Origin of the sequence: uncultured Kordia sp., assembly GCF_947489565.1 — a bacterium.
Taxonomy (GTDB): Bacteria; Bacteroidota; Bacteroidia; order Flavobacteriales; family Flavobacteriaceae; genus Kordia.
This window is the reverse complement of record NZ_CANLEA010000007.1, coordinates 1-25,945: the sequence shown is the minus strand read 5'-3', so window position 1 is coordinate 25,945 and position 25,945 is coordinate 1. Positions and strand designations below refer to the sequence as shown.

General features: G+C 32.4%; 25 protein-coding genes. 10 read left to right on the top strand and 15 right to left on the bottom strand.

The features are described 5' to 3' along the window. Positions 1–53: 53 nt before the first annotated feature. Both Q0845_RS10680 and Q0845_RS10675 read left to right on the top strand, forming a co-directional pair. Positions 54–1,196, top strand: a complete 1,143-nt coding sequence (locus Q0845_RS10680; RefSeq protein WP_298512709.1) for an AraC family transcriptional regulator — start codon at positions 54–56, stop codon at positions 1,194–1,196. 129 nt (positions 1,197–1,325) lie between these two features. Beyond that, positions 1,326–2,384, top strand: coding sequence for a serine hydrolase (locus Q0845_RS10675; protein ID WP_298512705.1), 1,059 nt, complete (start codon positions 1,326–1,328; stop codon positions 2,382–2,384). A gap of 15 nt (positions 2,385–2,399) precedes the next feature. Here the strand turns inward: Q0845_RS10675 and Q0845_RS10670 are convergent, their stop codons facing one another. Then, complete coding sequence (locus Q0845_RS10670; protein WP_298512702.1) at positions 2,400–3,011, bottom strand: hypothetical protein; 612 nt, start codon at positions 3,009–3,011, stop codon at positions 2,400–2,402. A gap of 573 nt (positions 3,012–3,584) precedes the next feature. On the opposite strand from Q0845_RS10670, the gene Q0845_RS10665 reads away from it, so the two are divergent. After that, entirely contained in the window at positions 3,585–3,839 is a 255-nt protein-coding gene (locus tag Q0845_RS10665) for a hypothetical protein (protein ID WP_298512699.1), read from the top strand. A 185-nt stretch (positions 3,840–4,024) separates the two neighbouring features. Here Q0845_RS10665 and Q0845_RS10660 read toward each other — a convergent pair whose 3' ends face one another. After that, positions 4,025–4,462, bottom strand: coding sequence for a PAS domain S-box protein (locus tag Q0845_RS10660; RefSeq protein WP_298512696.1), 438 nt, complete (start codon positions 4,460–4,462; stop codon positions 4,025–4,027). A 139-nt stretch (positions 4,463–4,601) separates the two neighbouring features. On the opposite strand from Q0845_RS10660, the gene Q0845_RS10655 reads away from it, so the two are divergent. After that, positions 4,602–5,321 (top strand): hypothetical protein, encoded by a 720-nt coding sequence (locus Q0845_RS10655; protein ID WP_298512693.1) that lies wholly within the window; start codon positions 4,602–4,604, stop codon positions 5,319–5,321. 187 nt (positions 5,322–5,508) lie between these two features. On the opposite strand, the gene Q0845_RS10650 is transcribed toward Q0845_RS10655, so the two are convergent. Continuing rightward, on the bottom strand, positions 5,509–6,624 hold the full coding sequence (locus Q0845_RS10650) for a DUF5018 domain-containing protein (protein WP_298512690.1): 1,116 nt from the start codon (positions 6,622–6,624) through the stop codon (positions 5,509–5,511). A gap of 503 nt (positions 6,625–7,127) precedes the next feature. On the opposite strand from Q0845_RS10650, the gene Q0845_RS10645 reads away from it, so the two are divergent. Both Q0845_RS10645 and Q0845_RS10640 read left to right on the top strand, forming a co-directional pair. Continuing rightward, positions 7,128–7,859 (top strand): bifunctional 2-polyprenyl-6-hydroxyphenol methylase/3-demethylubiquinol 3-O-methyltransferase UbiG, encoded by a 732-nt coding sequence (locus Q0845_RS10645; RefSeq protein WP_298512687.1) that lies wholly within the window; start codon positions 7,128–7,130, stop codon positions 7,857–7,859. Next, positions 7,856–8,527, top strand: coding sequence for a ZIP family metal transporter (locus tag Q0845_RS10640; protein ID WP_298512684.1), 672 nt, complete (start codon positions 7,856–7,858; stop codon positions 8,525–8,527). The genes Q0845_RS10645 and Q0845_RS10640 overlap by 4 nt, the downstream gene beginning before the upstream one ends. A 6-nt stretch (positions 8,528–8,533) precedes the next feature. Here the strand turns inward: Q0845_RS10640 and Q0845_RS10635 are convergent, their stop codons facing one another. Further along, the gene (locus tag Q0845_RS10635) at positions 8,534–8,962 is read right to left on the bottom strand and encodes a DUF1573 domain-containing protein (protein WP_298512681.1); all 429 of its coding nucleotides are present in this window, start codon (positions 8,960–8,962) and stop codon (positions 8,534–8,536) included. 185 nt (positions 8,963–9,147) lie between these two features. Between Q0845_RS10635 and Q0845_RS10630 the strand changes: the two genes are divergently transcribed. After that, positions 9,148–9,576, top strand: coding sequence for a DUF4268 domain-containing protein (locus Q0845_RS10630; protein WP_298512678.1), 429 nt, complete (start codon positions 9,148–9,150; stop codon positions 9,574–9,576). Between the two features lie 126 nt (positions 9,577–9,702). Here Q0845_RS10630 and Q0845_RS10625 read toward each other — a convergent pair whose 3' ends face one another. Then, entirely contained in the window at positions 9,703–10,329 is a 627-nt protein-coding gene (locus tag Q0845_RS10625; protein WP_298512675.1) for a hypothetical protein, read from the bottom strand. Positions 10,330–10,606: 277 nt separating this feature from the next. On the opposite strand from Q0845_RS10625, the gene Q0845_RS10620 reads away from it, so the two are divergent. Further along, complete coding sequence (locus Q0845_RS10620; RefSeq protein WP_298512672.1) at positions 10,607–12,892, top strand: ATP-binding protein; 2,286 nt, start codon at positions 10,607–10,609, stop codon at positions 12,890–12,892. A gap of 264 nt (positions 12,893–13,156) precedes the next feature. On the opposite strand, the gene Q0845_RS10615 is transcribed toward Q0845_RS10620, so the two are convergent. The 3 genes from Q0845_RS10615 to Q0845_RS10605 are packed head-to-tail and all read right to left on the bottom strand — an operon-like array spanning position 13,157 to position 15,174. Further along, the gene (locus Q0845_RS10615) at positions 13,157–13,699 is read right to left on the bottom strand and encodes a DUF4287 domain-containing protein (RefSeq protein ID WP_298512669.1); all 543 of its coding nucleotides are present in this window, start codon (positions 13,697–13,699) and stop codon (positions 13,157–13,159) included. Positions 13,700–13,702: 3 nt separating this feature from the next. Then, positions 13,703–14,281 carry an SRPBCC domain-containing protein gene (locus Q0845_RS10610; RefSeq protein WP_298512665.1) on the bottom strand — a complete coding sequence of 193 codons (579 nt, stop codon included), beginning with the start codon at positions 14,279–14,281 and terminating at the stop codon, positions 13,703–13,705. A 59-nt stretch (positions 14,282–14,340) separates the two neighbouring features. Next, positions 14,341–15,174 carry an AraC family transcriptional regulator gene (locus Q0845_RS10605; RefSeq protein ID WP_298512663.1) on the bottom strand — a complete coding sequence of 278 codons (834 nt, stop codon included), beginning with the start codon at positions 15,172–15,174 and terminating at the stop codon, positions 14,341–14,343. A 248-nt stretch (positions 15,175–15,422) separates the two neighbouring features. Between Q0845_RS10605 and Q0845_RS10600 the strand changes: the two genes are divergently transcribed. Both Q0845_RS10600 and Q0845_RS10595 read left to right on the top strand, forming a co-directional pair. Next, entirely contained in the window at positions 15,423–16,157 is a 735-nt protein-coding gene (locus Q0845_RS10600) for a TlpA disulfide reductase family protein (protein ID WP_298512660.1), read from the top strand. Between the two features lie 171 nt (positions 16,158–16,328). Then, the gene (locus tag Q0845_RS10595; RefSeq protein WP_298512657.1) at positions 16,329–18,230 is read left to right on the top strand and encodes an FAD-dependent oxidoreductase; all 1,902 of its coding nucleotides are present in this window, start codon (positions 16,329–16,331) and stop codon (positions 18,228–18,230) included. Between the two features lie 252 nt (positions 18,231–18,482). Here Q0845_RS10595 and Q0845_RS10590 read toward each other — a convergent pair whose 3' ends face one another. The 7 genes from Q0845_RS10590 to Q0845_RS10560 all read right to left on the bottom strand — a co-directional run bounded on the left by Q0845_RS10590 (position 18,483) and on the right by Q0845_RS10560 (position 25,687). Then, a complete protein-coding gene (locus tag Q0845_RS10590; protein ID WP_298512654.1) occupies positions 18,483–18,947 on the bottom strand; it encodes a hypothetical protein in 465 nt (154 codons plus the stop codon). A gap of 20 nt (positions 18,948–18,967) precedes the next feature. Further along, the gene (locus Q0845_RS10585; protein ID WP_298512651.1) at positions 18,968–19,195 is read right to left on the bottom strand and encodes a hypothetical protein; all 228 of its coding nucleotides are present in this window, start codon (positions 19,193–19,195) and stop codon (positions 18,968–18,970) included. Positions 19,196–19,271: 76 nt separating this feature from the next. Next, on the bottom strand, positions 19,272–19,997 hold the full coding sequence (locus Q0845_RS10580) for a DUF2071 domain-containing protein (RefSeq protein WP_298512649.1): 726 nt from the start codon (positions 19,995–19,997) through the stop codon (positions 19,272–19,274). Positions 19,998–20,155: 158 nt separating this feature from the next. Continuing rightward, on the bottom strand, positions 20,156–21,244 hold the full coding sequence (locus Q0845_RS10575) for a hypothetical protein (protein ID WP_298512645.1): 1,089 nt from the start codon (positions 21,242–21,244) through the stop codon (positions 20,156–20,158). A gap of 95 nt (positions 21,245–21,339) precedes the next feature. Continuing rightward, positions 21,340–21,780, bottom strand: coding sequence for a LexA family transcriptional regulator (locus Q0845_RS10570; RefSeq protein WP_298512642.1), 441 nt, complete (start codon positions 21,778–21,780; stop codon positions 21,340–21,342). A 12-nt stretch (positions 21,781–21,792) separates the two neighbouring features. Beyond that, the gene (locus tag Q0845_RS10565; protein ID WP_298512639.1) at positions 21,793–23,058 is read right to left on the bottom strand and encodes a Y-family DNA polymerase; all 1,266 of its coding nucleotides are present in this window, start codon (positions 23,056–23,058) and stop codon (positions 21,793–21,795) included. A gap of 133 nt (positions 23,059–23,191) precedes the next feature. Further along, the gene (locus tag Q0845_RS10560) at positions 23,192–25,687 is read right to left on the bottom strand and encodes a zinc-dependent metalloprotease (protein ID WP_298512637.1); all 2,496 of its coding nucleotides are present in this window, start codon (positions 25,685–25,687) and stop codon (positions 23,192–23,194) included. Between the last annotated feature and the right edge of the window lie 258 nt (positions 25,688–25,945).

The window sequence follows — 25,945 nt, the reverse complement described above, 5'->3', positions numbered from 1 at the left end:
AATCATTTTGATATTCAATAAGATTATTATAGTTTTAATCCGATTCAAACTACATGGAAAATTTCGACTACTTATTTACCATTGTCACCATTTCAATATTCATTTCTTTATTTTTAGCAGTATTCCTTGTAACGGTATCTTCTAAAAATAAATTGAGCAATCGACTTTTCGCATTGTTTTTAGTATTGACAACTATTGATGTTAGCGGTTTTTTGTACCAACCTGCTGCAGGAGAAATGTCTAATTTGGCAATGTTTCGGAATTTAGTCATCTTTTTGCAACTGCCTACCTTGTACTTGTATATCCTTTCTGCTTCTTATACCAACTTTATATTGAAATGGAAACATCTTTTGCATGTGCTTTCATTTGTGTTGGTAAACTTGGTGTTTGTACCACGTTTTTATTTGGCAAATACTTCTGAAAAAATAAGCTTTCTAAGCGATTTTAAAAATGTGTTTGAAGTGCAATTCAATCATGTATTTCTGCATGTACAAGTAGCATTTTATATTGTTTTAATTTTTCTCGCATTACGAAAAGCTAAAAAATTATATCTCCAAAATTATACAGGAAACAGTTTACAATCGCATCAATGGTTGTTTCAACTTTCTGTGGCTATTACTATTTTTTATGTGCTTGCTTTGGTGAAAAATATCTTTAAATTTTCAACTAATGACGATGTTTCCGATCAAATTACGATTGGATTGTATGTGTTGAATTTAGTTATTATTTGTTGGTATTTATTCAAAGCGCTTCACCATCCGACATTATTTAAAAGTGTCAATTCCAATTTAAAACTGGTAGAAACCATCATTTCTGAAGAAAAAAAGAAGTCAACGGCTACGGTTGACAATATTACTTCCAATGCTGAATTGCAAAAGCTTCAAGCATATATGAAGACTGAAAAACCTTTTTTAAATGCTTCCTTAACGATTCAAGATGTTTCGGATGCAATTGATATTCCGGTACGCGAATTATCGGTCTTGATTAACCATACTTTGGAACAGCATTTTTTTGATTTTGTAAATTCATACCGCATCAAAAAAGCGCAAGAATTATTAATAGATACTACCGATACAAAACGCACTGTACTTGAAATTTTGTACGAAGTTGGGTTTAATTCGAAATCTTCTTTCAATACGGCTTTTAAAAAACATACGGGCGTTACACCAACTGCTTACCGAAAAAACAACTCATAATCAGCTGTTTGTAAAAAGTCGTACGTTTTTATTTTAAAGAAATCCGTTCGACTTTACGTAATCGGTCGCACAGCAACTGTTTCTATTGCACATTTGTATCCAACAAAATCACAAATACATTTTTGCAACATGAAACATACCGCTACACTTTTATTCGTCCTATTATTTATTCATCAGTTTTCGTTCGCGCAAAGCAACACACAACAACTAGATTCTATTGTACAAAGTTATCATCAAAAGTATCCTGAAATTAGTATGAGTATTGGTTTTATACAAGATCAACAAGAGTTTTATACGGCATACGGAAACCTCAGCAAAGAAAGCGCTGTTAAAGTAAATAAGAATTCCGTTTTTGAAATTGCTTCCATTACTAAAATTATCACCACAAATTTAATCGCGCAAGCTGTTCATGAAAACAAATTACAGTTAGATGAGTATATAGATGTGTATTTACCTAAAGTATACACACTTCACAATAACATTCAACAAAAAATAAAGATTTCAGATTTGGGCGCGCATATCTCTGGCTTACCTGATATTGACTTTAAGGAATTAATTGCGCAAAATCCGCAGCAACCTACAAGTAGTGTAACGCAAGCAACACTCACACAACTTATAAATAATTGTACCACATTGACCGATTATGGTACCTATCGTTATTCTACCATTGGATATGCCTTGTTGGGACAAATTTTAGAAAGCGTATATGGTAAAAGTTATGAGGAAATTGTCAAAGAAAAACTCATTGCGCCTTTGCAACTTACCAATACATTGACTACCGATTTTGATGTGCCTAACAAAACCGTTGGTTATAATGTAGAAGGCGGCGCACAAGATTTTTTTACATGGAATATTCTGGCTTCTGCAGGATTGATAAAATCGAATGCTAGTGACTTAATTACGTACATAAAATCTTTATTGAATGAAGATTCAATACTTGGGAAAGCGGCTATATTGACCGAAAAACAGTTTTACAAAGATGATAATAGAGTTATGGGATTGGGGCTCATGATTTTAAATGATGAAGCGAATACTTTATACTTAAAATCGGGAGATTCTATAGGACAATCGTCTATACTTTGTTATAATAGAGCTAAGAATTGGGGCATTGCAATTTTATTGAATCACAGAAATCACAAATTACGCAATGAAATATTGAAAACTATATATGAAGTAGTGTTAAAGTAAATACTGTATGATTCTTTACTTTATCAATGCAAGTGATTGAAATCGTTCCTTTTTTACAATATGTGTAAACTCCACTAGTACTTTTTGCAATTGTTGAATGGATTGTACAGATTCTTTTTTAGTGTGAATCATTCTTGTAAATGATCCTGGTGTAAAGTCAATATTTTTATACGCATAGTCTTTCGCTTTTTGTATATACTCTTTACTATTCATATCATATATGCTACCATAAACCGTAAAAGTGGCCGTTTTTGGAGTATGGAGATCTACATCAAATGCGATATGAAGATCGTTTATTTCTGCAACCACAACATGGTCTACCAAACTGTTGTGATTGGTTTTTAACGTTTTTTCTACAAATCCGATAGAAGCTAATTCAGAAAAAGGATATTGAGCAAGTATTTTACGTTTAAAACGTCGTTTGCGAAACCAATCTAGCGACCAAGCAGAAATTAGAAATAACGGTATGATCACTAATGTTAAACTATAGATAATAAGCATCCACTTGGCACTAATTTCGGCAAAAAAGAAGCATACGTAGATAGAAAATAAAAAAGAACCAATACCACTAATCCATAAAAATGATTTTCGTAAAAATATTTTATTGAGTGCTAGGAGTTCTTTCATATAATTTCTTTGTGTATAAGTAGATAAAAGTAGTTTCTTGTTACAAAGAAATCACAAATTGCACAATAAAGTTTTGAATACGATGAATGAAGTCCTGTTAACGTAATAACTATTCTTCTTCGTCTGGTATTTTGTTAAAAACACATTCAAAACTCATAATCCTTTGTAAGATGATGTATAATTTCTGTGATTTCTTTTCTATTAATTTTATCAACGATAATCATATCTGAAGCCCAAAAATATTTACCATCTAAGTAATCGTCTTGATCTTTATGATCTTTGTTGAAACTCTTGCTGTAATGAAACTAAATTGTTGGTAAGAATAAAGAAGTACAAAACTTAAGTGAAGCTTTGCGAGATGAGTTGAAACGAAGGTTATTAAAGATTTCTTTTGAGTGTTAAGCACTCGTTATAAACGAGCGCTAGCGTGGGTTGCTTTTTTAAAATAAGCGTTATGTTTTTATAAAATATTAGTGATTCCACTACTATAAATAGGGTGATTTTCCTACTCTCTTCTTTTTCAGGTGTGTTAGCTTTGTATCATAATTATTAATCACTAAAGAGAAAAAAGTTATGCCACATCATCCACAAGGAACTAAAGGTTGGACTCTTCTAAAAGGCTATCAAGCTATTTGGGATCCAAAAGTAGATTTAGGAAAGTTTTATTTTACTGATTTTAGAAACAATCGTAAAGAAACACCATATATGAACGCTGAAAATTTTGCGCGTGTTATTGATATTTTACGCAACGAAAAGCCTGTATACGGAAACGCAAGCACAGGTTCTGTAAATACTTCAACAGAAGATGTTGGAGAAGAAGAAAGCTAGAATTCTTAGAATTCATTAGAAAAAGAAAGTCCAACAATTTGTTGGACTTTTTGTTTTTATACTACTTGTTTTTCTAATGCTATAAAATGTGTCGTTTCTTCATTGTACAATGGTATAATGTTGACTTCACATGTATAGGTAGTTTTATCCTTTTTATGATTTATAATGATTTCCTTAAAAGGTTGTTACTGTTTAATTTTTTGGCGAATTCTATTTTTTGTTTCCACAGAAGTCTCGGTTCCTTGTAAAAATCTTGGCGTTTTGTGCAAAGCAAACTTTTGCGAATAGCCTGTCATATTGGTAAATCCTTCATTGACCCAAATAATATTTTGATGGATATCTGTAATGATCAATGCTTCATATTCATGTTCAGAAAAAACCAAATCCAAATCGTTTTGCCAATTGTATTTTTTAGCTAAACTCGCTACTTGTAACTGCTCTGCTTTCTTTTTTGAAGCAAGTAACGTATTATGATAGTTTTCCATAAAAATATCCCAACTCATTAACGGCATGGTCTTATAACTTACGGATTGCATTTTTACTTTCTTTTGAGCGTGTTCGTCTTCGGTAATGTTGGATAAATAAATATCCAAGCCTGCCATATTGTTGAGATTATTTTTCATAGTGTTTTTTGAATGCTGCAATTACGACTTAAAAATTATTGCTAAAACTATGGGAATCTTATATAAAAACAAAATGGCATGTTAGGAATGGTTTTTGATATGTTTAAAACCATTAATAAACACTTAAAACCAAGTTATTATGAAGTTACCATCTAAAATTATGTGTGTTTGCATGTTATTGCTTATAGGCACCAATGAAATGTATTCTCAAAGAGTAAGCTCTTATCATGATAGAGAATTTGCTTTTATACATAACAATATCAATTCATTAGCGTATAGCGATCTTACGAACGGAGAATCCTTAGAAAGTGTTATTAGCAAAGCTGAAGGCTCACAATTTTACGATGCAACTTTTAGAGAAGCAACGATATCGAGTACAGAAAATGTTTTTAAAGTACGATACAACGCTTTTTTGGATGAAATGGAAATTTTAGACAAAGATGCTGTTGTTATACTTGACAAGAGACACCAAAAACACTTGATTGCATTTCCTGAGAAGAACTTAAGGTATAAAGTATTAAGAGAAAACAATGAAGATAATACGTCTACACTAGCGTATTTTGTACTCTTGGAAGAAGATAATTATTTATCATTATATAGAAAAGACCATAAAAAGTACGTGCCTTCTAGAAATCAAAGAACGAGTGATAAAGCAGAATTTCAAAATGCACGAAGTCGCTTTTATGTAGAAATCAACAACTCAGGAACCGTAATTCCTTTGCCAAGAAACAATAAAGAATTTGCGGCATTGTTTTCTACAAAAAAGGAAAAAGTAAAAGCTTATATAAAGCAAGAAAATCTTAAAGTGCGTAAAGAAAACGACTTGCTAAAACTTATAAAGTATATCAATAGTATTTAATAGTACATATATATAAGGGAAGAAATTGAAAAAGAAAAAATAGTTTTTTTAAACCTACAAAGGATACAAGATAGTTCAGCTTTACTACTGAGCTACCTTTGTATCCTTTTTTTGATATCTTGATTGTATCGTAAAACCAAGAACTAACTAAATACGAGAAACTTTTTAAAATTCTCTTACTTATTTTTTAATCAAATTCTATTAAATAATAAAGTGCGTCCGTTGCAGGAATATCATTCCATTGCCCTGCCGTTCCGAGTCCGCCTGTAGGTTGTGGCCATACATTTAATCCTAAGCCTAAAGCATCTTGATTGCCAAAATTGTCTGGTTCTATTCCCCAATTATTATATAATCCGTTCACCGGAAGACCACTAGCATCACCTTGCCAAAATTGTGTTGTAATTGCGTCATTATTGCCATTCCAAACCCAAGTTCCTTCAGCATCAATATCATTTCCGCCTAAAAACACATACGATGCAGCGCCTCCACTGTTAGATACTGTATTACTTAATGTAATTCCGGCATTGTTCATTAACTCATTAAAAATAGCTGTGTTTTCTGCTGCATCATTAATTTCTGCTAAGTATCCACCTCTTTCTACAGCACAAGCTGCTGCTTCCGTCCAGGTTTTATTTTCTCTTACCAATTCATACGTTTTTCCGTTGTACTGAAATGTATAAATGTTTGCAGGGTTTGCGCAAGTACTTGGTGTCACGGTAACCGTAATTGTATAGTTTACTGTACTATTATCTTCTGCTGTAACAGTATACATTACAGGATTTGTAAAGTCTTGTGCAACTCCCGAATTTGGTGAAATAGTTGCATTATCTGATACGGAAATGACAGGACTTAACGACGTTGCATTGGTTCCTGTTGGTAACGTAATCATGATTGTTTTTGCTGTTTCATCAATAGTTCCATTTACTGTATTGATGCTAAAACTAGTGATTTGCTTTTCAGAACTCTGAGCTACGGTAGTAATGGTAGCTGTGTATATTACGGTACTTGCATCTTGTGCTGTAACCGTATATAGTACAGGAGCAGAAAAATCTTGAGTTTCACCTGAGTTTGGAGCAATAGCCGCATTGTTTGATATGGTAATTAGTGGCGCTATTGCTGTAATGTCTGTTCCGCCTGGTAATACAAGACTAATTGTTTTGTCGGTTTCGTTTATTGACGCTTCCATACCGTTAATACTAAAACTTACGATTGCTTTTTCACTGCTTAATGTTATGATGGGCGCAGGTTCATTTTCGCAAGAAATTATAATGAGCATCAAGAGTGCATACATTGTGTTTTTCATATTTTTCATTTTATAAAACATATTAAGATTCAGGAGCTAAAGTAGCTACAAAATGAAGTCTATAATAGGAACACTTACGTCAATTCACGGAATTATAAAGAAATGGCAACATGCGTAAAACCTGCAATTCACGGAATTACATGTAGTTTGAAACTACGCTTTTAAAGCAGCTTTTTTGAAAAGCACAAAAGCTTGTATATCTTTTTTTGAAATTATTTTATCCTTGCTACGACCATAAAAGTGTAAAATACGTTAATTTTGCACTTTGATTATTTGTAGTTACTAATTGGGTTAAGGATAGCAACGACATCCTTTTTAAAAACTTTATTACGTTATTACGAGGCTATACGCCGAAGTAATTTGTGTATTGAATGCAGAGATTGCCATGAATTTCTATTAAATTCTCGCAATGACTACTTTTTTTTAAAAAGATATAGTGGATAGCCTGGCCGATATACACGTAACAAAGTGGAAGTGTATAGCGGAAACCTCAAAAGAAAATTATGCAGACAGAAAATACAACTTGGTACGCGTCGTGGTTTGACACTCCGTATTATCATATTTTATATAAAGACAGAGGATATGATGAAGCGGAAGCGTTTATGAAACATTTGGTGGAGTTTTTGAATTTGCCCGAAGATGGAACTATTTTAGATTTGGCGTGTGGTAAAGGAAGACATTCCGTGTTTTTGAATACGATGGGATATAATGTGACAGGTGTCGATTTGTCTCCAAATAGTATTGCGCATGCTTCTGAGTTTGCCAATGAAACTCTTCGTTTTGAAGTCCATGATATGTGCAAACCATATCCGCAACAGTTTGATGCTGTTTTTAATCTGTTTACTAGTTTTGGTTATTTTGAACATGAATCAGATAATTTGCGCACCATTAAATCTATTAAAGCAGAACTCAATGAACATGGTTTTGGTGTGATTGATTTCTTGAATGCTGATTTTATTATAGAGAACTTAGTAGAAAATGAAATTAAGGAAGTAGATGGTATTATCTTTCGTTTGCATCGTTATGTAGAAGACGGATTTATTTATAAAGATATTCGTTTTGAAGCTGATGGACGTGACCATCATTATACAGAAAAGGTAAAAGCTTTGAGTTTAAAAGATTTTGAATCCTATTTTACTGCGGCAGATATTAATTTATTAGCTATTTTTGGCGATTATAGTTTGGGGAAGTTTAATAAAAAGACTTCTACAAGACTGATTATGATTTTCAAATGATGCATTATATACTACCGATCTTAGCCGTAGTGCTAGGTTTTACTTTTGTGACAATCTTTCGTCCAAGCGAAAAGAAACACATGAAGCTTTTACTAGCTTTTAGTGGAGCTTTTTTATTGGCAATTACCATTTTTAATTTATTACCAAACGTTTTTAGCAATTATAAAGGTAGCTACGGCATTTTTGTCATGGCAGGAATACTGTTGCAAATTTTCCTAGAGTTTTTCTCTAAAGGAGCCGAACATGGGCATGTACATATTCATAAAGATAATAGTAGTTTTCCATGGCTTCTATTTATTAGTTTGAGTATTCACGCCATTTTGGAAGGATTTCCTATGCATCATCACGATCATTTGATTTATGGCATTGTAGTACATAAAATTCCTATTGCTATTATTTTAACAACGTTTTTTTATAAATCGAAAATACCCAGAGCTTCTATTTTAGCTTTTTTATGTTTGTTTGCATTAATGACACCATTGGGAAGCTTTTTGTCGGAACATTTGACATTTTTAGAAGCTTATCAAAACGAAATTACAGCATTGGTGATTGGAATCTTTTTACATATTTCGACAACGATATTGTTTGAAAGTTCGGAAGGTCATAAGTTTAATTTGACCAAATTACTTGTCATTATTAGTGCTACCGTAATTGCGTATTTTATTTAATACTTTTTAATCTTTAAAACCTTCAATATGCGTTTGTACCGAGAAACGTATATACTTATTGTTTTTATGATTCGTTTCTATCGTTATTGATTTTTTCTGCATTCCGCGAAAGCCTTTTGTATCAAACTCCACTGCTATTTCCATGGATTCATTGGGTTGTAAAAGCTTTTTAGCATATGTAGTTTTTACACATTTACAACTTGAATTTACCGCAACAATCTCCGTAGGAACGTCAAATAGGTTATCGATGATAAATGTTGTTTTTAAGATTTGATTTCCGCTTGTATTTCCAAAATCGTAGGTTGCATTGGCAAGGTAAAACTTGTTTGCATTGTTATCTTTGCTACATCCAATCAATAGTATAGCGATACAAACAAGTGCTATTCTTGTCAATTTTAACTGAACGATACGGTTGTATATTTTTTGCTTGTTCATACTAGTTATGTATAATGCTTTCTTATTCTTGAAACAACGTAAATAAACGGATAATAGTTTTAGGATACGCTATAAATACTTTTTAAAAATATAATATCTTTGATTTTGAAATTTAGTATAAATATTCTGCATCAAACTTTGACAAGTTCAATGTACAATGCGGAATGAAAAATTGCAGTTTTTTCATGTTTAGTAAAGCAGAATCAAGGAAATTACGAGAAGATTTTTGGACTTCGTTTGGGAAATCATTCCCACGAAAGTGGATTTTGTACAACACAAAGATTCGCGATTTTTCGTTTAAGTTTTATTTTGATAAAAAGAAAGCCATGGTTACGTTGGATATTGAAGATCAGAATATTGAGAATCGTATCAAATATTGGGATAAAATGATTTCACTGAAAGCTATTTTGACAGCCGAATTTCTACCAGATGCTACTTTTGATGAAGATCATGTGTTACCTAATGGCAAAGAAATTTCCAGAATTTACTTGGAAAAGCACCATGTTTCTATTCACAATAAAAATACTTGGCAAGAAACGATGGTATTTTTGAATGAAACGATGCAACAGTTTGAAGCGTTTTATTATGAATATGAAGATTTTATTAAAGCTTGATTTAGACTTCTTAGATTGTTAGATTGTTAGACGCGGCTTTGCCTTTTGGTATGTTGGTATGCTGGTATTTTGGTATGTTGGTAAAATTTATTAGCTATCTTTTATATACTGTATTGTAGTACACTTTTAGTATTTAAATTTCGATTTTACTCTTTTCCAAAAAGTTTGTTTTTCTTTTTCCTCATCTTCTTTTTCCGCATCTTCTTTTGTCAAATCAAACGTTATTGAAGCTACTCGTCCGTCAATCATTTCCACTTCATCCGCATCTTCTGCTCCAGCATCCAAAAAGGATTGAGTCAGCATTTCAGATTGTTCTCTTACTCCTTTCCAAACTGGCGCATCAAATACTTTGTTTTTCGCATCACTATATTCAAATCCAAAATCTTTGACTAAAATAAAAATTGTAACTATAGGTGAAATTCCTATACGTTTTAAATCTGAAATCAATTTGTCAAAATCGATTTCTTCTTCTGAGTTTTTTAATTTGTGTATCAACTCATTTTTTAGATAGTCTTTGGCTACTTCTTCGGCTTTTTCTCGTGCTTTTTCTCCTCCAATAATTCGTTCATCATATTCATTAGCACTATCAATCTGATTTTGATTATCAAGTGTATCATAAACGCACCACCACCAATAGTCTTCATCCATCCATTCTGCGCGTAACATTAATCCTGACCACTTTGCTGTGCAATCATCATCTAAATCTCCACTCCATTGTATTGGCTGGTTATAATCTCTATTTTTTTCGTTCATTTTCATTGATTCGTAAAAGTACTAAAATGGTTTCGACTCTATGTAATTGCATGGTTTAGTATTAAACTTATAGCAAATACAAATCAAGTTGATAACTCATTTTTTTAATAAGGTTGTTCATATGCAATTATGTCCGAGAGTCTTTTAGAGATAGGTTCTGAATTTTTAATACTCATATCTTCATATTATAGTTGTTTAGAGGATTTCTTAAAGTATTAAAAAGCAATTCTTTATTAGAAAATATGTATCTTGTTGTTCCCAAACTCTCAAGATTAACATGAAATTGCTTACGAAAATATTAATTCTAATTATATCCTGCTTTAGTTTGACTTTGCAAGGTCAGACACAAGATATAGATCCTAATTTAAATTCAAATAATCTTAATTCCATATTAGACGCATTACCTACAATATCTAAAGACTCTACAAAAACTGAGATTACAGCACATGTAGATGCCATGATTAAATTAATGAATGAAGAGCATTACAAAGCAAATTATGCTCCTATTTTAATTTATGCAGATAAAGGTTTGGCTTTAGCAAAAATGAGCAGCAATGCAAATCATATTCACGATACTAGAGGAGTTGTTGGTAATACCTTAATTAAGGTAAAAGATAGTGTAAAAGCAAAGAAATTATTTTTAAAGACTTTAGCATATGCAGAGAAAACAAATGATAGTTCTCTTATTTTAAAATCAAAAGCCAATTTGGCAAATATTTATTACTACAAAGAGGGTCAAAAAAACATAACCATACGTATATATTTAGAAAGTGTTGAATTGGCCGAACGTTTAAAAGATACGACACGCCTATTTATATTGCATCATAATTTAGCACGTGCTTTTAATGAAGTTAATAACCCTGATAGTAGCAATTATCATATAGAAAAAACAGCGTTCTACTTAAATGCCATAGGAAATCCTCCGCATTTTCAAGCAAGTCATTTTCACAATGTAGGAAGAAGATTTTTATTGCTTAATAAAGCAGATGAAGCGATAGAAAACTTTAAAAAAACAATTGCGCTTTGTGAAAATACTGATTTTGTGGAAGCTTTAGTAGAAGGCTACACAGGCTACAGAGAAGCTTTGGAGTTGAAAAAAGATTATAAAGAATTTTATAAAATTAATAAGATACTGAAGGTCTATGAAGAAGGAAGAGAAGAAAGTGAAGCCAAAAATATTATTGATGCGGTAAATGCAAAGTTAAATGTAGAGCGCTATAAAAATCAGATTAAGACTAATGAGCTGGAAAAAGAACTTTTAGTAGAACAAGCTGAACGAAGAAATACTTTTTTTATACTCGCTATAGCTACTGTTGCTTTTTTGATTTTAATATTAGTAATAACATACGTTTCTAGTAAAAGAAGAAAAGCGCTCGTAGAAGATTTAAAAATTAAGAATAAGCAGTATTTAATAGCTAAAAAAGAAAGTGAAGAATTTGCAAAAACGAAGACTAAATTCTTTGCTACAGTAAGTCATGAGTTGCGAACACCTTTATACGGCGTTATTGGCTTAAGTTCTATTTTACTTGAAAATGAGGATTTAAAAAAGCATGAAAAAGATTTAAAATCATTAAAGTTTTCAGCGAATTATTTACTCACGCTTGTTAATGATTTACTGCATATTAACAAGATTGAAAATAAAAACTTTATAGATGAAGATATTACGTTTAATTTAAAAACGCTAACGACTAGAATAGTCTCTTCATTCGAGTATATAACACTACAACATCAAAATGAAATTAGTGTAACGCTACATAAAGAAGTTCCTTTGTTATTAAAATGTAATTCGGTACGATTGTCTCAAATACTTATGAATTTAATAGGCAACGCCTGTAAGTTTACAGAGAAAGGAAAGATTGATATCACTATAGAACTATTAGAAAAAACAGATACTGTTGCAAAGTTGAAATTTACAATTAAGGATACTGGTCCTGGCATTGAGAAAACTAAATTAGATCACGTTTTTAATGAATTTGCGCAAATAGATTCGTCGTCTTCCGCTTATCAAGGCACTGGTTTAGGTTTACCAATTGTTAAAAAACTAATAGAGCAAGCTAACGGAACTATTGCCGTAGAAAGCGAGCTTGGAAAAGGCAGTACGTTTACTTTTACGCTAAGTATGCTAATTTCTAATGAGACTTTAGAACAGAATATGTCTCCTATTTTAGATTTTAAACAATTACAACATAAAAGAGTACTTATTGTAGAAGACAATCGTATCAACCAAACTGTTACGAAACGTATTCTAGACAGTGAAGGAGTTGTTTGTTCTATTGCGGAAAATGGAGAAAAAGCAGTCAGCGCCGTTAAACAATCTACATTCGATTTGATATTAATGGATATTAATATGCCTGTAAAAAACGGCATTGAAGCTACTAAAGATATTAGACAGTTTAATACCACGATTCCTATAATTGCACTTACTGCCGTAGACATAGAGGAACAAAAAAATCAAATCTTCGAATGTGGTATGAATGATATTATTTTAAAACCTTATGATATAGATTTATTCAAAAAAACAATTGCCTCTAACTTGAATTCCAAATTAGAAACTGAACTTTAAAAAAAGAGTTTATTGTTTTCAAATCCTCAATTAAAAAGCTTGATTTCAGAAACTTAGGGTTTAGACAATTACACTTGCTTCATTTCGACAAGCTCAGTACGAGTGTTTTTAGATATATTGAATAAAATTATAATCTCAAAACGTCTTTTCGAGTGATTTTTGCAAAAAATTGTATCGAGAAATGTATGATGTTGAATACTCTTCACTTCGAAAAACTCAATACGAATTCTCTTAGTTTTTTCTTAATTATATAAACACACCATCTTATTGTGCTTTTTCATAGGCTTCTAAAAGCCATTCTTTTAATTCAGCATCCACTTGATTAGCGTCTGTCAATCGTACTCTATGCGTACACATGGTTCCAAATGGTCCTGAATTTTCAAGTCGTTCCGTAGTTGGTTTGTCTTTTATTTTTAAACCTAAGTCAATTCTCGTTTTAGTTGCTGGTTTTATAAGTGCAAATTGTTTTTTTCTAATGATGCTTACGCTAGTCTTTTTAGGTGTAATGGTTACATCTTCACCAAAAGCGCTTACTACCGACAAAAGTGCTTCGTATATAGAAACTAGACTTTCTTTGCCTTTATATTGGTTTTGAACAAGATCATCTGGTGTGTTGTTTTCTTCCTTTGATAAAGTCACAATTGTATTGGCAAAACCATGTGTTACGCCGTGTTCTTTTTTAAGAAAATTTACGGCTTCAGAATGCTTGGCAAAGGTTTTGTTTTTTAACAATGCTTTCCATTCGGTTAGTGATTTACCTGTTTTTTCAGGCATATTATCAATCATTGTTTGAAGTGCTTTATCCATAATTTAATATTTTACTGAAGGTTTTCCTGTTTCTAAATACGATATCAAGTTTATATACGATTGTTCATTGCCTTGAATAAAAAACTTCATTAAAGACATATATTTTTCATTTTTCTTATAGCCAATTCCGTAGGATATCACTTTTGTTTTGGTTGCGCTGATTTCTTCAAAGAGAATCATATTAAATAAGTCTTTTTCATCGGCTTTCATGAACGCAGGAAAGTTTTTGGTAATCTCTGCTTGAAGCGTTAACATACGTTTGGGAATGTAATTTATAATATGCAATGTAATGGTTGAATCGTCTCCAATTTCTCCATTTTTATTGTAATTCGTTTTGATAATTCCGTTTATTTTGAAGTCAATTTCAGCTTTAGCAGTTGCCCAACTTTCCCAACCTTTTTTTGTAGTATAAGCATTCCATACAGCATCTAGCGGCGCATTGATTTCAAAAGATTGTTTTAAAACTAAATTGTTTGCATGCGAAGAATCTATCACAGATTGAACTCTATTTTTTATAGGTTCTTGTGCCAAAAGCAATAAAGGAAGACACAAGAAAACAGCTTGAAGTATTATTTTTTTCATAATTCTATACATGTGAATTACAAATTAAGATATTAAAAAATTAGCATGATAGTAAAAAATTAACCTTTTCGATCAATCGGAAAAAAATTGGTTTCATCATCTTTATGAAAATCTGAGTTTATAAACTCTTGCGGATTGAACCCGGAAAACTCTTTGAATTCTTTTATAAAGTGTGATTGATCTGCATATCCGAATTCATACGCTATTTGCGACCATTTTAGATCTTCTTTGTTATGGATTTGCTTTAGTATTTCATTAAATCTATAAATTCTATGAAACACTTTAGGAGTCAAACCGAAGTATTTTTTAAACTGGTTGATCAAATGTTTTTGAGAGTTTGGATAAGAAGAAACGATTTCATTGGCTTCTGAAACAGGTTTTGTTTGTAACTGAGAAAGTACATGTAAAGCTTCAGTAGGAGCCGTTTTTTTTGTATCAAGTTTACTGAGTAACCAGTTTTCGGCTTTTGTAAACTTACCCGTAATTTCTGTTTCTTCTAAAATTTGAGTTCTTAAATCTAGAATGTCATCACCAAAAAATTCTTGACCATCTATGACTTTATTATTTACTTCGTGTATTGGTATTTTTAAAAAAGGATATGCGCCACTGGTTTTAAACTGAATTACAAACATTTCAGAATCTTGATGTGCCGAAATGGTCAAGTGATTTTTATGCATTCCTGAAATCCATACATTTTTATAGTTTCCATTAGGTTGCAGCGTTTCATTATTAAACGTATTTCTTTCAAAACCATCCAATTCAAAGATGATAAAAAGATGTCCTGTTGGCACGACTCTTTCTATGGAATGATCTGGCGTAAAGCCTTTAAAATAAAAGATAGATTCAATATAATCTGCTAAAGGTTTTTCTAGAATGTGGTTTTCAAAAATCAATGGCTTTCGGATTTTAATTGGCTAAAAGTTGTGTGTACACTTGATAAACACTGCATTTCAAATTGGCATCAAGTCAAATATACTACTTTTGATTATACGCTCAGATTTTGAAACAGTAAGACTTTGTTCGTTTCAATCAAAAAATAACTAGATTGCTTTTTGGATTTCTTTCTTACGAAGACTGTTTTTCTTCTTCTATTATTTGATGTATATTGAATTTCCTAACTTTCTAAAAAGACAACTGTATCATGCCGAAGTACTTCTTTGTATTCCTAGTTTTTATTTTTTGTATACCTACAACGCAGGCACAAGAATATTTTAAAACACAGAAAGGAAACAAAGTTCTTACCAAAACACAGTTAGACGAAAGAATTAAGAACTTAAATGATAAAGCAAAAAATAACACTTTTGTAGTGACTACGAGTTATACGATTGTGAATACTATGGAAAGAAATGATTCCATCATCCATATTATTAAGTATGAATTTGAAAGTGCTCCAGGAAGAAACGAAAAGCTGTATACACTTGAACACAAAGCCTTTCCTGATTTTAGATTGCGAAATTTAGCAGGCAAAAAAGTAACGGCTAAAGATTTGAAGGGAAAGGTAACTTTTATCAATCTTTGGTTTGTGGATTGTGTTCCATGCAGACGCGAAATGCCAATATTGAACAAGTTACAAGAAAAGTATAAGGATAAAGTTGATTTTAGATCGATTACTTTTGATTCTAAAGAAGAAGTAACAACGTTTTTGAAAACGAACACTTATAATTTTGATCATTTGGTCAGCGCAAAATCTTTTTTAAAGAATGATTTAGGAGTCAAAGCTTATCCAAAAATTATAATCGTAAACACCGATGGAATTGTTGAATATATCGGTCCTGGAATTCCTCCAACATTTAACAAACAAACTAAGGAAGTGAAAGATTTTACAGAGAAAGACCTTGAATATCTGGAAGTTATTTTGAATAAGTTGCTTCAGTAGATTGCTGAAACACGTTTTCTATTTAGATAGATATCCTTCTTAGATTTACTTTGCTTCTCTATAACTAAACGTAAATTCTGCTGTTTAGTTCATATTTATACTACAAACACTACTTTTTTTCCTTAACTTTCTAACATACCATATAATTAATCACCTAAAAAATTAACAATCATGGATGAAAGTACATTTGCGTCTACAATGACTTTTTTACGAAAAACAGATCAGAATGGTGGCGAACTGGAAATGTTCACTACAAATTTTGATCAAACACAAATCTTAGAACGAAAAATTGGCTCTACCCTTTTTTCTATAGATATCGGCGACGGCGAAGAAGCTATTGTTATTGGAGCTGGCGTTGCTGGTTTGTCAATTGCGTATGAATTATTGAAACATACAAAATTTAAAGTAACGGTTTTAGAAGCGCAAAATAGAATTGGCGGACGTAGTCTTACCGTACGACCTGGCGATAGTTTTACCGAAAACCCAGAGAATAAACCTGGGACAAGTTATACCCAAACTTGCGAGTTTACCGTGGAAGATATGTATAATCTACCTTATTTAAATTGCGGTCCAGGACGGATTCCTTCTGCACATAGAGACGTATTGAATTATTGTAAAACACTTGGTGTAAAGTTGGAAGTGTATGTGATGCAAAGTCGTTCGAATGTTGTGTATGATGGAAAAAGCTTTGTGAATTCAAAAAATAAACCCACAACTATTGTAAATCGTAGGTTGGCAAACGATCCTAGAGGCTATTTTTCTCAGTTTTTATATGCTTTGCCTGAATTATTAGATATCATAAAAAAGAGTGACGATCCTACAAAACATACCAAGTTTTTAAGTTTTGTAAAACCTTTGATGGATGCTTTGACAGATGATGCTGGCGAAGTAGATGAAGAAAATAAAGCTCGATTCCATGCATGGTTGAAAAAGTTTGGTGATTTGAGTGAGAGCGGCATTTTTGAAAAAACATCTCGTTCTGGATATACTGAATTGCCAGGAAAAACAATGCTGGGCGAGGAAGAAAATATTATGCCGAAACTTGATTTTACAACCATGTTAGAATCTGAGTTTTGGAATTTGAGTTTTTACCAACCAGATGATTTTCTGTGGCAACAAACTTCGTTTCAACCTGTTGGCGGAATGGATATGTTTGTAAAAGCACTAGCTGTGGAAGTACAAAAACTAGGCGGAACTATTATTTTAAATGCGCCTGTGACTAAAATTATGAGAAAAGGTCATCGCTATATTGTGAATTATGCAAGTGGAGAAACTCATGAAACGATCACGGCAAATAATTGTTTTAGCAATATGCCAATTCCGCTATTACAAGATAAAATTACTCCGGGATTGTTTAAAAATGCTGATTTTGAAAAAGCCTTGAATATTGTATTTGATCATAAAGAATTTCTGCGTCCAACCGTAAAAGTTGGTTGGCAAAGCAAGCGTAAGTATTGGCAAGATCCAGCAGATAAGAATACGGTTCCAATTTTTGGAGGAATTTCTTGGACCAATCATCCAATGGTACAAATGTGGTATCCGTCAAATGATTATCATCAAAACTTAGGAATTTTAACAGGCGCTTATAATTTTTCAGATAATGCCATTGATTGGGGCGATCACGATCCTGCTTGGCGATTAAATGAAGCGAAAGAAGGCGCCGCATTGTTACATGGAGAAGGATTTGCAGATCAATTGGATCACGGATTGACCATCGCTTGGCAAAATATTAAAACACAACGCGGTGGTTGGGTAGATTGGACAAAGATTGACGATCAAACCAAAGATCCTAATTTGAATTACCACGATATTCTTCGCATTAGAAAAGGAAATATTTTAAAACGCGCCGAACATGCACCGCATGAATCTGCCGAATGGGTTTATAATACGTTACAGGAAGGAGACGATGGTTTTTATATTGTTGGCGATCAGCTTTCCGCATTACCAGGTTGGCAAGAAGGCGCCGTTTCATCAGCTTTGGTAGCTTTTGGATTGTGTGTAAAAATGGAAGGTTTTAGCGCTCCAAAATTGCGTCAAGTACCATTTACCGCTCAGTTAGTAGAAGGAAGATAGTTCTTTTATCGGCTAATTAAGTGTAAGTAATCTGTTGAATCAAAAATGAAAATGTTCACAAAACTTTTATTTAAAATGTGAATTTGATACAACTGAATTATTATCTATTTGATGCTTATCTCTTTAATATAAATGTCTAATCGAGCGCAGTCGAAATTTAATAGAACTAGTCGTATTCCTTTCTCGACTGCGCTCGAACTGACACATTGTTAATTGTAAAAACTTTTCGTTAATACTATAATTAATAAATAATTACGCTACACACAACCAAACCATTCCATCTTCTGCAGCAATGATATCAAGAGAATTTTCAAAGTAGCTTAAATTTTCTTTATGCATTTTCATGATTTCTGGATCAAGTCTTATTTCACCTATATTATGTAATATCTGTCTTATCACGTTTAGGATGCGCTTAGCATCAAACATTACTACATGGTTTACTCCATTTTCCATTCTGTAGCCACTTCCAGACATATTATCAGCAATGCAATGTATAAAAGCAGCATCTGATGTACTATATAATCCAAAAACACTGTAGTCTTCAATAGCTTTATTAAAGATGTCTATTTCAAGTCGCAAATCTGTCTCGCTTCTATCAATTCTATCATTTGTATTGTCTATAGCTAAATTTACTTCATACCATCCAAGAACTTTAATTTCGCCAGTGATATAGTCTTGATTTTTTTTATATCCAATGACATGTAATGCGATTCCCATTATTTATTTCTTTAGATTTTTTACTTTCTTAATTCTTTCGCTGTCATTTCGGAATCATATATTTTTCCATCTTTGTCAAAAGCCCAAACATTTGAAATTTCACGTAATTCTGGCAATTCTGTTTTCCCTAATTTTACTTTTTGTTTTACTACTCTGCGAAATTTTCTATTTGCTTCTTGTTTGTTTGCTTTTTCAGAAGTTGCACTCGTAATTCCTTGTATTTTCGTTTTCTTTTTTGAGCGACTCATACTCTTGTTACTTTTTTAATATTGTACAACGTGTTTATTATCAAAGATATTACATCTCCAAAGTACTGCTGTATTTTTATATGGTGTTCGGGTTTTCTATTTTTTTCAATCCAATCCATTCATGTTCAATATTTTTCATCAATAGTGCATTGTCAAATTTTACTGAACCTTTTGGAAAAATATCTGTATTCTCAAAAAAACTAGATTGCACCTTATGCACATTCAAAAGTGATACTTTCCAGTGATATGCTTTGAGCTCTAGTCCATCAAAATCATGATTGTTAGGAGAATATCCAACAGCGCCATTTTCAAAAAATTCTGAAACACAATTTAGGTTTTCAAATATACTTTCTTCATTCCAATCATCCGTTTCACTGGCTTCAATTGATAAAGAGGTTTCATCATCGCTGACAAATGCCACTTTATAATTTCCTTTAGATTCATTTACTGTGAATTGCGCAAGATGATGAACACCTGGAAAAATAGTTCCTCCTGCCAAAGAATTTAGTTTGGAAGAAGTGTCTCTTCTTGGAATATAGACTCCTTCTTTTAATGCTCCGTTTTCACTCCATTCCACCGCAATTCTATGCGCACCATTTTCAGAAGAAATCCCAATTTGCCTTGGCAATCCTTTAGGTCTAACTTCTTTGAGTCTGATTAAACATATTCCGGCAATACCTTTTCCATTCACCAGTTTAGGCTTAAATGGTTTCGGGAGATAATTTTCCAAAACTTCTCTATCAACTTGATAGTTGATAAGAATTCGCCTATCAATTATTCCTTTTATTTTGGGTATTTTCATTTTTTAAAATTTACACAAATAGTAATGCTTTTATTTCCTCATATATAATGCTAAATTCAGCATTTTCACCTTGTAAACTCTGTCATACATTTCAAATTTACTTTCTAAGATATGATTTTAATTACAATTACACATTCATCATCATATAGATTGTCATACTATTCGCGATAGCTTTCTTTATATCCTTGAATTGCTACGAGTGCATGAAAGATACTTTGTTGATCCGTTTTCTTTCCCCATCCTTTTAGGGATAATTCTGCTCTGACTTCACTTTCGGTTTTCCCCATTTCAAAGAGATAAATTGTGTATTCAATGACTGCTTCTGGCACTTTTTTTATGTCATGATTCATAACAATCATTGCTACTTTTGCTTGCGCTAAGATAAATGGAAACACTATTTGTAACAACCAACTTATTACGAGGCCAATCCATCCTAAATTCGATTTTTTTATTGTCAATCCTGCTTCTAAAAGTAGGTTTAAAAACTCAAAAAAACTTAAATCACTAATATTAGCTTTCGTTGTAATTAATACATATTGAGTGAAAAGGTTTGTGAGCAACATGACTAACATCATTCCTGCTAACGTAAACTGAACTGTTTTAAATTTGAGATAGTTTGTCTTCTTTAAAACTTGACCAAATAAATACCCGATTCCAAAACCTATTCCGACTTCATATAATCCGATTATGTATGTGAAACTTTGCGTTAAGAATCCAACTAATATTCCAAATATGATTGCAATAATTAATCCGCCAACTATTGAAAGTACGACATTAGGTTCTTTGTAAATGCCTGGTTTTGGTAATTCGGTTGGAACTTCGTAATCGTCCCAACCATACTGTTTTTCGTGCGCTGTTTGTATTTTGGTAAGTTCATCACTCTTTTCGTATGCATCTGCTAACTTTTGAAACAGTGCTATGAATATTCCTGTTCGCTTAGAGTTTCTTCCAAAATCAATAAAATTTCCTTCTAAAGTCTTGCTATGTACTTTTATTCTTCCTGCTGCCTTTATGGTAATTGTTATTTTTTCTGTAAACTTTCCCCAAGTATCTTTCCTTTTCGCTTCTATAGATTTTTCATCAAAAAACACAATTGCCCATCCTAATTTTTCAAAAACTTTATTTGCCAAAGGTATTATTTGATTGTCCTTAATTTTTGTAGTAAATGATTCTGAAAATTCAGGTTTGTATTTAAAACTATACTTCTTTTTTATTGTTAATTCTAGTTTATCGATGTCTATATTCATTCGCGTATTTACAGTTAGGGTTTATTAAAAATTATATGCGTTAGATTATATCAGTATCTTTTTTGAGAAAATTGTTACTTCAAATTTTTATACAATCATACTTTTTTAATCACGTACGTAACAATTCCCCAAATGAGTAATTGCTTATCTTTCGTTACTTTTATCGGCTTATAATTATCATTTTCTGGCATGAGATATACACATTCTTTTGTTATTTTTAAACGTTTTACTGTGAATTCTCCATCTACGTAACACACCGCAATTTTACCATTTTTCGGAGGAATACTTTTGTCAATAACTAATAAGTCGTTATTGTCCAAACCTGCGCCAATCATAGATTCTCCACTTACACGTGCGTAATAGGTTGTGTTTTCATCTTTGATAAGTTCTCTATCTAAACTGATGCGTCTGTTTTTAAAATCGTCCGCTGGTGAAGGAAATCCTGCAGAAATTCCTTCCTCTACATATTGCAATTTTATATTCCCTTGAATGGATGTGTAAAATGTGAGCGATGTGTCATTTTTGTGTTTCTTCATCTTTCTTCTGAATTAAATCGTATCACAGTTTAGAGTTATAATATCACTAAATTTTGTAGTGTATTCTGGAGATAAATGTGCTTGTCGCATTTTCCATGTGCGTTGTAAGTCTTGATTTGCCATTTTTATTTTTCGTCCGCCATATTTCTCATTCAACACATCCATAGCATTCATAAGTTGTTTGTGTTTTGGGTCTTCGTTTTTGAATAAATCTAGCTGTAATGCGTTTGTTTTGATCAATCCCATTAAAATGACGCCTGCTCTTTTGTACTTGATTCCTGGTTTGAAAATTTCATACAATGCTTTTTGTGCAAATTGATTGATGGTAAGTGTAGAATCTGTTGCGTACGGCAGCGTTATTACTTTACTAGCTCTGTATTGCGATTCGTTTTTTTTGTTTCGATCGCTTCTCAAATACACCATTACAATATTGCATGATGAATCTTGCATGCGTAGTTTTTCTGCACATCTAGAAGCAAAAGTCGCAATGCGTTCTTTCATGTTTTCTTTGTCTGAAAATGTAAATTCAAAGCTTCGAGTTGTGGCAATCGCTTTTTTGTTTTGTACTTCATCTTCAAGCTGAATTGTGGGTTCGCCTTCCAAGTCTTTTTTGAGTCGCAGTCCTACAATTGACATATTTCGTTTTACCCAATCGTCTTTGAGTTGTGTAAATTCATATGCTGTTTGTGCGCCTTTGTTTTGGAGGCGTTTGGTATTTCCGCGACCAATTCCCCAAATATCTTGTACCGGAAGCCATTGGAGCATTTTTATGCGTTTTTCTTCAGTATCAATAACGTGATATCCATTTGTTTTTTTGGGAAATTTCTTAGCTATATTATTTGCTGCTTTTGACAATGCTTTTGTGGGTGCAATGCCAACACTTACAGGAATTCCGGTACATTGGTAGATATACGTTTTTATGGTATGTCCTAGTGTTTGATAATCGTTTGATGTTGGTAATTTTAAAAAAGCTTCATCAATACTATACACTTCTACTTCGGGTGAAAATTTTTCAAGAAGTTTCATGACGCGTTCACTCATATCGCCATATAAAGAATAATTGGACGAACGTACTTGAATATTCTTTTCAGCAATGACTTGTTTGTATTTAAAAAGTGGTGCGCCCATAGGAATTCCTAAGGCTTTAGCTTCGCTACTTCTAGAAATTACACAACCGTCGTTGTTCGATAAAATAGCCAATGGTTTGTCCATCAACTCAGGATTAAAAGCTCTTTCGCAAGAAGCGAAAAAACTATTACAGTCAATTATTGCATACATATTTTAAGGGGAATTATGTATAAAAATAATTTTTAGTCTATTCTTTTGGGAAGAATTCTATTGAATATTCCTGTCTTTGCAGCAAAAAAAAGCAGCTCGAAAGCTGCTTTTTATAAGGTATGTGAGAAATGTATTATTTCGGATCTAAAATAGCATCGATACGTTCAACTGCATCACGTAAGTGTATTTTACTCATTGTATTACTTGTACGACCAATTGCATTTCTAATTTGTCTTTTTAGTGTATTCAATTCTGCTCTAACAACTGCACGTAAGTCAGATTGACTTGTGTTGTGTGGTGTGTTCTTAAGAATTCCTCCAAAATCAGGACTTCTTCTCTGACTTTTAGCTGTCATTAAATATGCTAATCTATCAATATGAGCTCTTTGCAAGTTACGTCGATACGCATCAATCGTTTTTCCTGAGCGTAACTCTGTCCAAATTCCTGTACGTAAATCTTTCATCATTTCTAGGATCGTATATGAATCATTTCCATTTAATGTTTCATTTTCCATCAAACGTGCAAGTATTCCTAAACTTAAAATTTTGTTCAATGTACGTACTTGTAATCCTCTAATTCTATCTGTAGTTCCAGAATATTGAGTTTTACTAAATATGTTTTGATCTATTAACCAATCTTGTGTTTGGAATAATTCTTCATTGATAAATTTCAATGCTCTTTTTTGATCTGCTTTTGCTACATGTGTATATACAGCTCCTTCTTGATCGTATGTTTTGAAATTTTCATAAACACCTCCAATATTTGAAGAAACATGTCCCATATAACGATTATATTGACCTAATACTTGTCCGTACATTTCGTCTAAATCATCATAGTTTTTACCATCTTTAGCAGTCCATTTAATTAAATTAGGAACAATTCTCTTAAGATTTGCAATTCCATAAGCACTAGCCTTCATTGCATCATCTCCTAAATCTTCTGTTTGAGAACTTGGATCAACTATATCTCCTACTTGCTGTCCACCAAATCTGTACATTGGATCTCCTGCTTTCTCAAGAATCCACTTATCTAATGTTTTCTTTTCATCAGTAGCGGTTTTAGCGTCTAAGATTGGACGATATCCCCAACTAATAGAGTACTTGTCGTAAGGACCAATATTTGGCATCAATGCTACACCTTCATCTCCAGGTTGTGCTACATAATTAAAACGCGCATAATCCATAATAGATGGTGCTGTTCCATACTTTTTAGTGAATGCTGCATCGCGTAATTTTTCTACAGGATATGCAACACTACTTCCCATATTGTGAGGTAAACCTAAAGTATGTCCTACTTCGTGAGCAGATACGAAACGAATTAAACGTCCCATTACTTCATTTTTAAACTCTAATGTTTGTGCATCAGGATTGATCGCTGCTGTTTGAATAAAGAACCAGTTTCTTAGTAAACTCATTACATTGTGATACCAATTGATATCACTTTCAAGAATTTCTCCACTTCTTGGATCACTTACGTGAGGTCCATTTGCGTTTGGAATTGGAGATGCTAAATAGCGAACTACTGAATAACGTACATCTTCTGGACTCCAATCTGGATCTTCTTCAACTGTTGGAGGATCTTTCGCTATAATAGCATCTTTGAAACCTGCAGCTTCAAAAGCTACTTGCCAGTCTTCGATACCTTGCTTGATATATGGCTTCCATTCTTCTGGAGTTGCTCTATCTACATAATACACAATTTGTTTTTTTGGTACTACAAGTTCTCCTCTTTTGAATTTTTCGATATCTTCATCTCTTACTTCTAATCTCCAACGATCTAAAAACGTAAGTCTTTTACTTTTCTGTGCCTGTAATCCATAATCAACTTGACTGCTTGTAAACCAACCTACACGCTCATCAAAGTAACGACGCTTCATTGGTTCTTTTGGAAGTAAGATCATTGAGTTGCTCATTTCTACAGAAATAGAACCTACACTTCCATTTGATGGTGGCGAACCTGCATTATACGTTTTAACATGTCTAGCTTCAATATTTAAAGGATAACTCTTTAACTTATCGATATATGATCTAGAAGCATCTAAACGTGAAATTTTATATTGTCTTCTTCTAAATTGAGGAATCCCTAAAGCTTTCACATCTTTTGAAAACAAAGGCGTTACATCAATAACTGTATTCAAAGAATCTTTACTGAATGCTTTGATTGGGAATGAATATAAAATAGGTTCAAAATTAGAGTTAACAACTGCTTCATGTACTGGTAATGAATCTTCAGCTACAACACTATGAGAAACTACTCTTAATAAAACTTGCTTTTTCTTCTTTTCCCAACGAAGTACTTGTGTATTTTGCTTTCCTCCTCCGAAACCAAGTCCTGAAGCTGTTTTTGCAATTCTTGTCACCATTAACATCTCTCTATTAAAAAGAGTATCTGGGATTTCATAAAAATATTTATCATCTACTTCATGAATCGTAAACAGTCCTTCATCACTTTTCGCTTCTTTAGTAATAACTTTACTATAAGGTTGAATTCCGCCTTTTTTTGGTTTTTTCTTTGGTTTTGATGCGGCTACTGCTCCTTTTTTACTTGCTGAAGCTTTCTTAGCTGTAGAACAAGAAGTCACAGAAATCAACAACATTCCCAATAGAAATAGTGGTATTTTTCTTAACATATTTTGGATTAATTAGTTTTGACAGTGAAATTAACAATAAGCTAAGACTAATAAGAAATATTAAGAATATTTTAAGATATCTTTAACTAGCTCACACCCCTTTTTTAGAGCGTATAGCTATAGATTACAAATCAATAGCTAGATCATTTAAGTTTATGTGATACAAAAAAACCCTTATCAGTTAAGATAAGGGTTTTAAAAAAAGGCGGCGACATACTCTCCCACATTTCTGCAGTACCATCTGCGCTAATGGGCTTA

Excerpts from the sequence above, each read along its gene's own strand:
- Q0845_RS10570 (WP_298512642.1), bottom strand. The coding sequence starts at position 21,780 with ATGAAGAAACACAAAAATGACACATCGCTCACATTTTACACATCCATT.
- Q0845_RS10620 (WP_298512672.1), top strand. The coding sequence starts at position 10,607 with ATGAAATTGCTTACGAAAATATTAATTCTAATTATATCCTGCTTTAGT.
- Q0845_RS10675 (WP_298512705.1), top strand. The coding sequence starts at position 1,326 with ATGAAACATACCGCTACACTTTTATTCGTCCTATTATTTATTCATCAG.
- Q0845_RS10560 (WP_298512637.1), bottom strand. The coding sequence starts at position 25,687 with ATGTTAAGAAAAATACCACTATTTCTATTGGGAATGTTGTTGATTTCT.
- Q0845_RS10640 (WP_298512684.1), top strand. The coding sequence starts at position 7,856 with ATGATGCATTATATACTACCGATCTTAGCCGTAGTGCTAGGTTTTACT.
- Q0845_RS10655 (WP_298512693.1), top strand. The coding sequence starts at position 4,602 with ATGAAGTTACCATCTAAAATTATGTGTGTTTGCATGTTATTGCTTATA.
- Q0845_RS10575 (WP_298512645.1), bottom strand. The coding sequence starts at position 21,244 with ATGAATATAGACATCGATAAACTAGAATTAACAATAAAAAAGAAGTAT.
- Q0845_RS10600 (WP_298512660.1), top strand. The coding sequence starts at position 15,423 with ATGCCGAAGTACTTCTTTGTATTCCTAGTTTTTATTTTTTGTATACCT.
- Q0845_RS10595 (WP_298512657.1), top strand. The coding sequence starts at position 16,329 with ATGGATGAAAGTACATTTGCGTCTACAATGACTTTTTTACGAAAAACA.
- Q0845_RS10630 (WP_298512678.1), top strand. The coding sequence starts at position 9,148 with ATGTTTAGTAAAGCAGAATCAAGGAAATTACGAGAAGATTTTTGGACT.
- Q0845_RS10635 (WP_298512681.1), bottom strand. The coding sequence starts at position 8,962 with ATGAACAAGCAAAAAATATACAACCGTATCGTTCAGTTAAAATTGACA.
- Q0845_RS10645 (WP_298512687.1), top strand. The coding sequence starts at position 7,128 with ATGCAGACAGAAAATACAACTTGGTACGCGTCGTGGTTTGACACTCCG.
- Q0845_RS10610 (WP_298512665.1), bottom strand. The coding sequence starts at position 14,281 with ATGAAAAAAATAATACTTCAAGCTGTTTTCTTGTGTCTTCCTTTATTG.
- Q0845_RS10585 (WP_298512651.1), bottom strand. The coding sequence starts at position 19,195 with ATGAGTCGCTCAAAAAAGAAAACGAAAATACAAGGAATTACGAGTGCA.
- Q0845_RS10580 (WP_298512649.1), bottom strand. The coding sequence starts at position 19,997 with ATGAAAATACCCAAAATAAAAGGAATAATTGATAGGCGAATTCTTATC.
- Q0845_RS10670 (WP_298512702.1), bottom strand. The coding sequence starts at position 3,011 with ATGAAAGAACTCCTAGCACTCAATAAAATATTTTTACGAAAATCATTT.
- Q0845_RS10665 (WP_298512699.1), top strand. The coding sequence starts at position 3,585 with ATGCCACATCATCCACAAGGAACTAAAGGTTGGACTCTTCTAAAAGGC.
- Q0845_RS10625 (WP_298512675.1), bottom strand. The coding sequence starts at position 10,329 with ATGAACGAAAAAAATAGAGATTATAACCAGCCAATACAATGGAGTGGA.
- Q0845_RS10650 (WP_298512690.1), bottom strand. The coding sequence starts at position 6,624 with ATGAAAAACACAATGTATGCACTCTTGATGCTCATTATAATTTCTTGC.
- Q0845_RS10565 (WP_298512639.1), bottom strand. The coding sequence starts at position 23,058 with ATGTATGCAATAATTGACTGTAATAGTTTTTTCGCTTCTTGCGAAAGA.
- Q0845_RS10660 (WP_298512696.1), bottom strand. The coding sequence starts at position 4,462 with ATGAAAAATAATCTCAACAATATGGCAGGCTTGGATATTTATTTATCC.
- Q0845_RS10590 (WP_298512654.1), bottom strand. The coding sequence starts at position 18,947 with ATGGGAATCGCATTACATGTCATTGGATATAAAAAAAATCAAGACTAT.
- Q0845_RS10615 (WP_298512669.1), bottom strand. The coding sequence starts at position 13,699 with ATGGATAAAGCACTTCAAACAATGATTGATAATATGCCTGAAAAAACA.
- Q0845_RS10680 (WP_298512709.1), top strand. The coding sequence starts at position 54 with ATGGAAAATTTCGACTACTTATTTACCATTGTCACCATTTCAATATTC.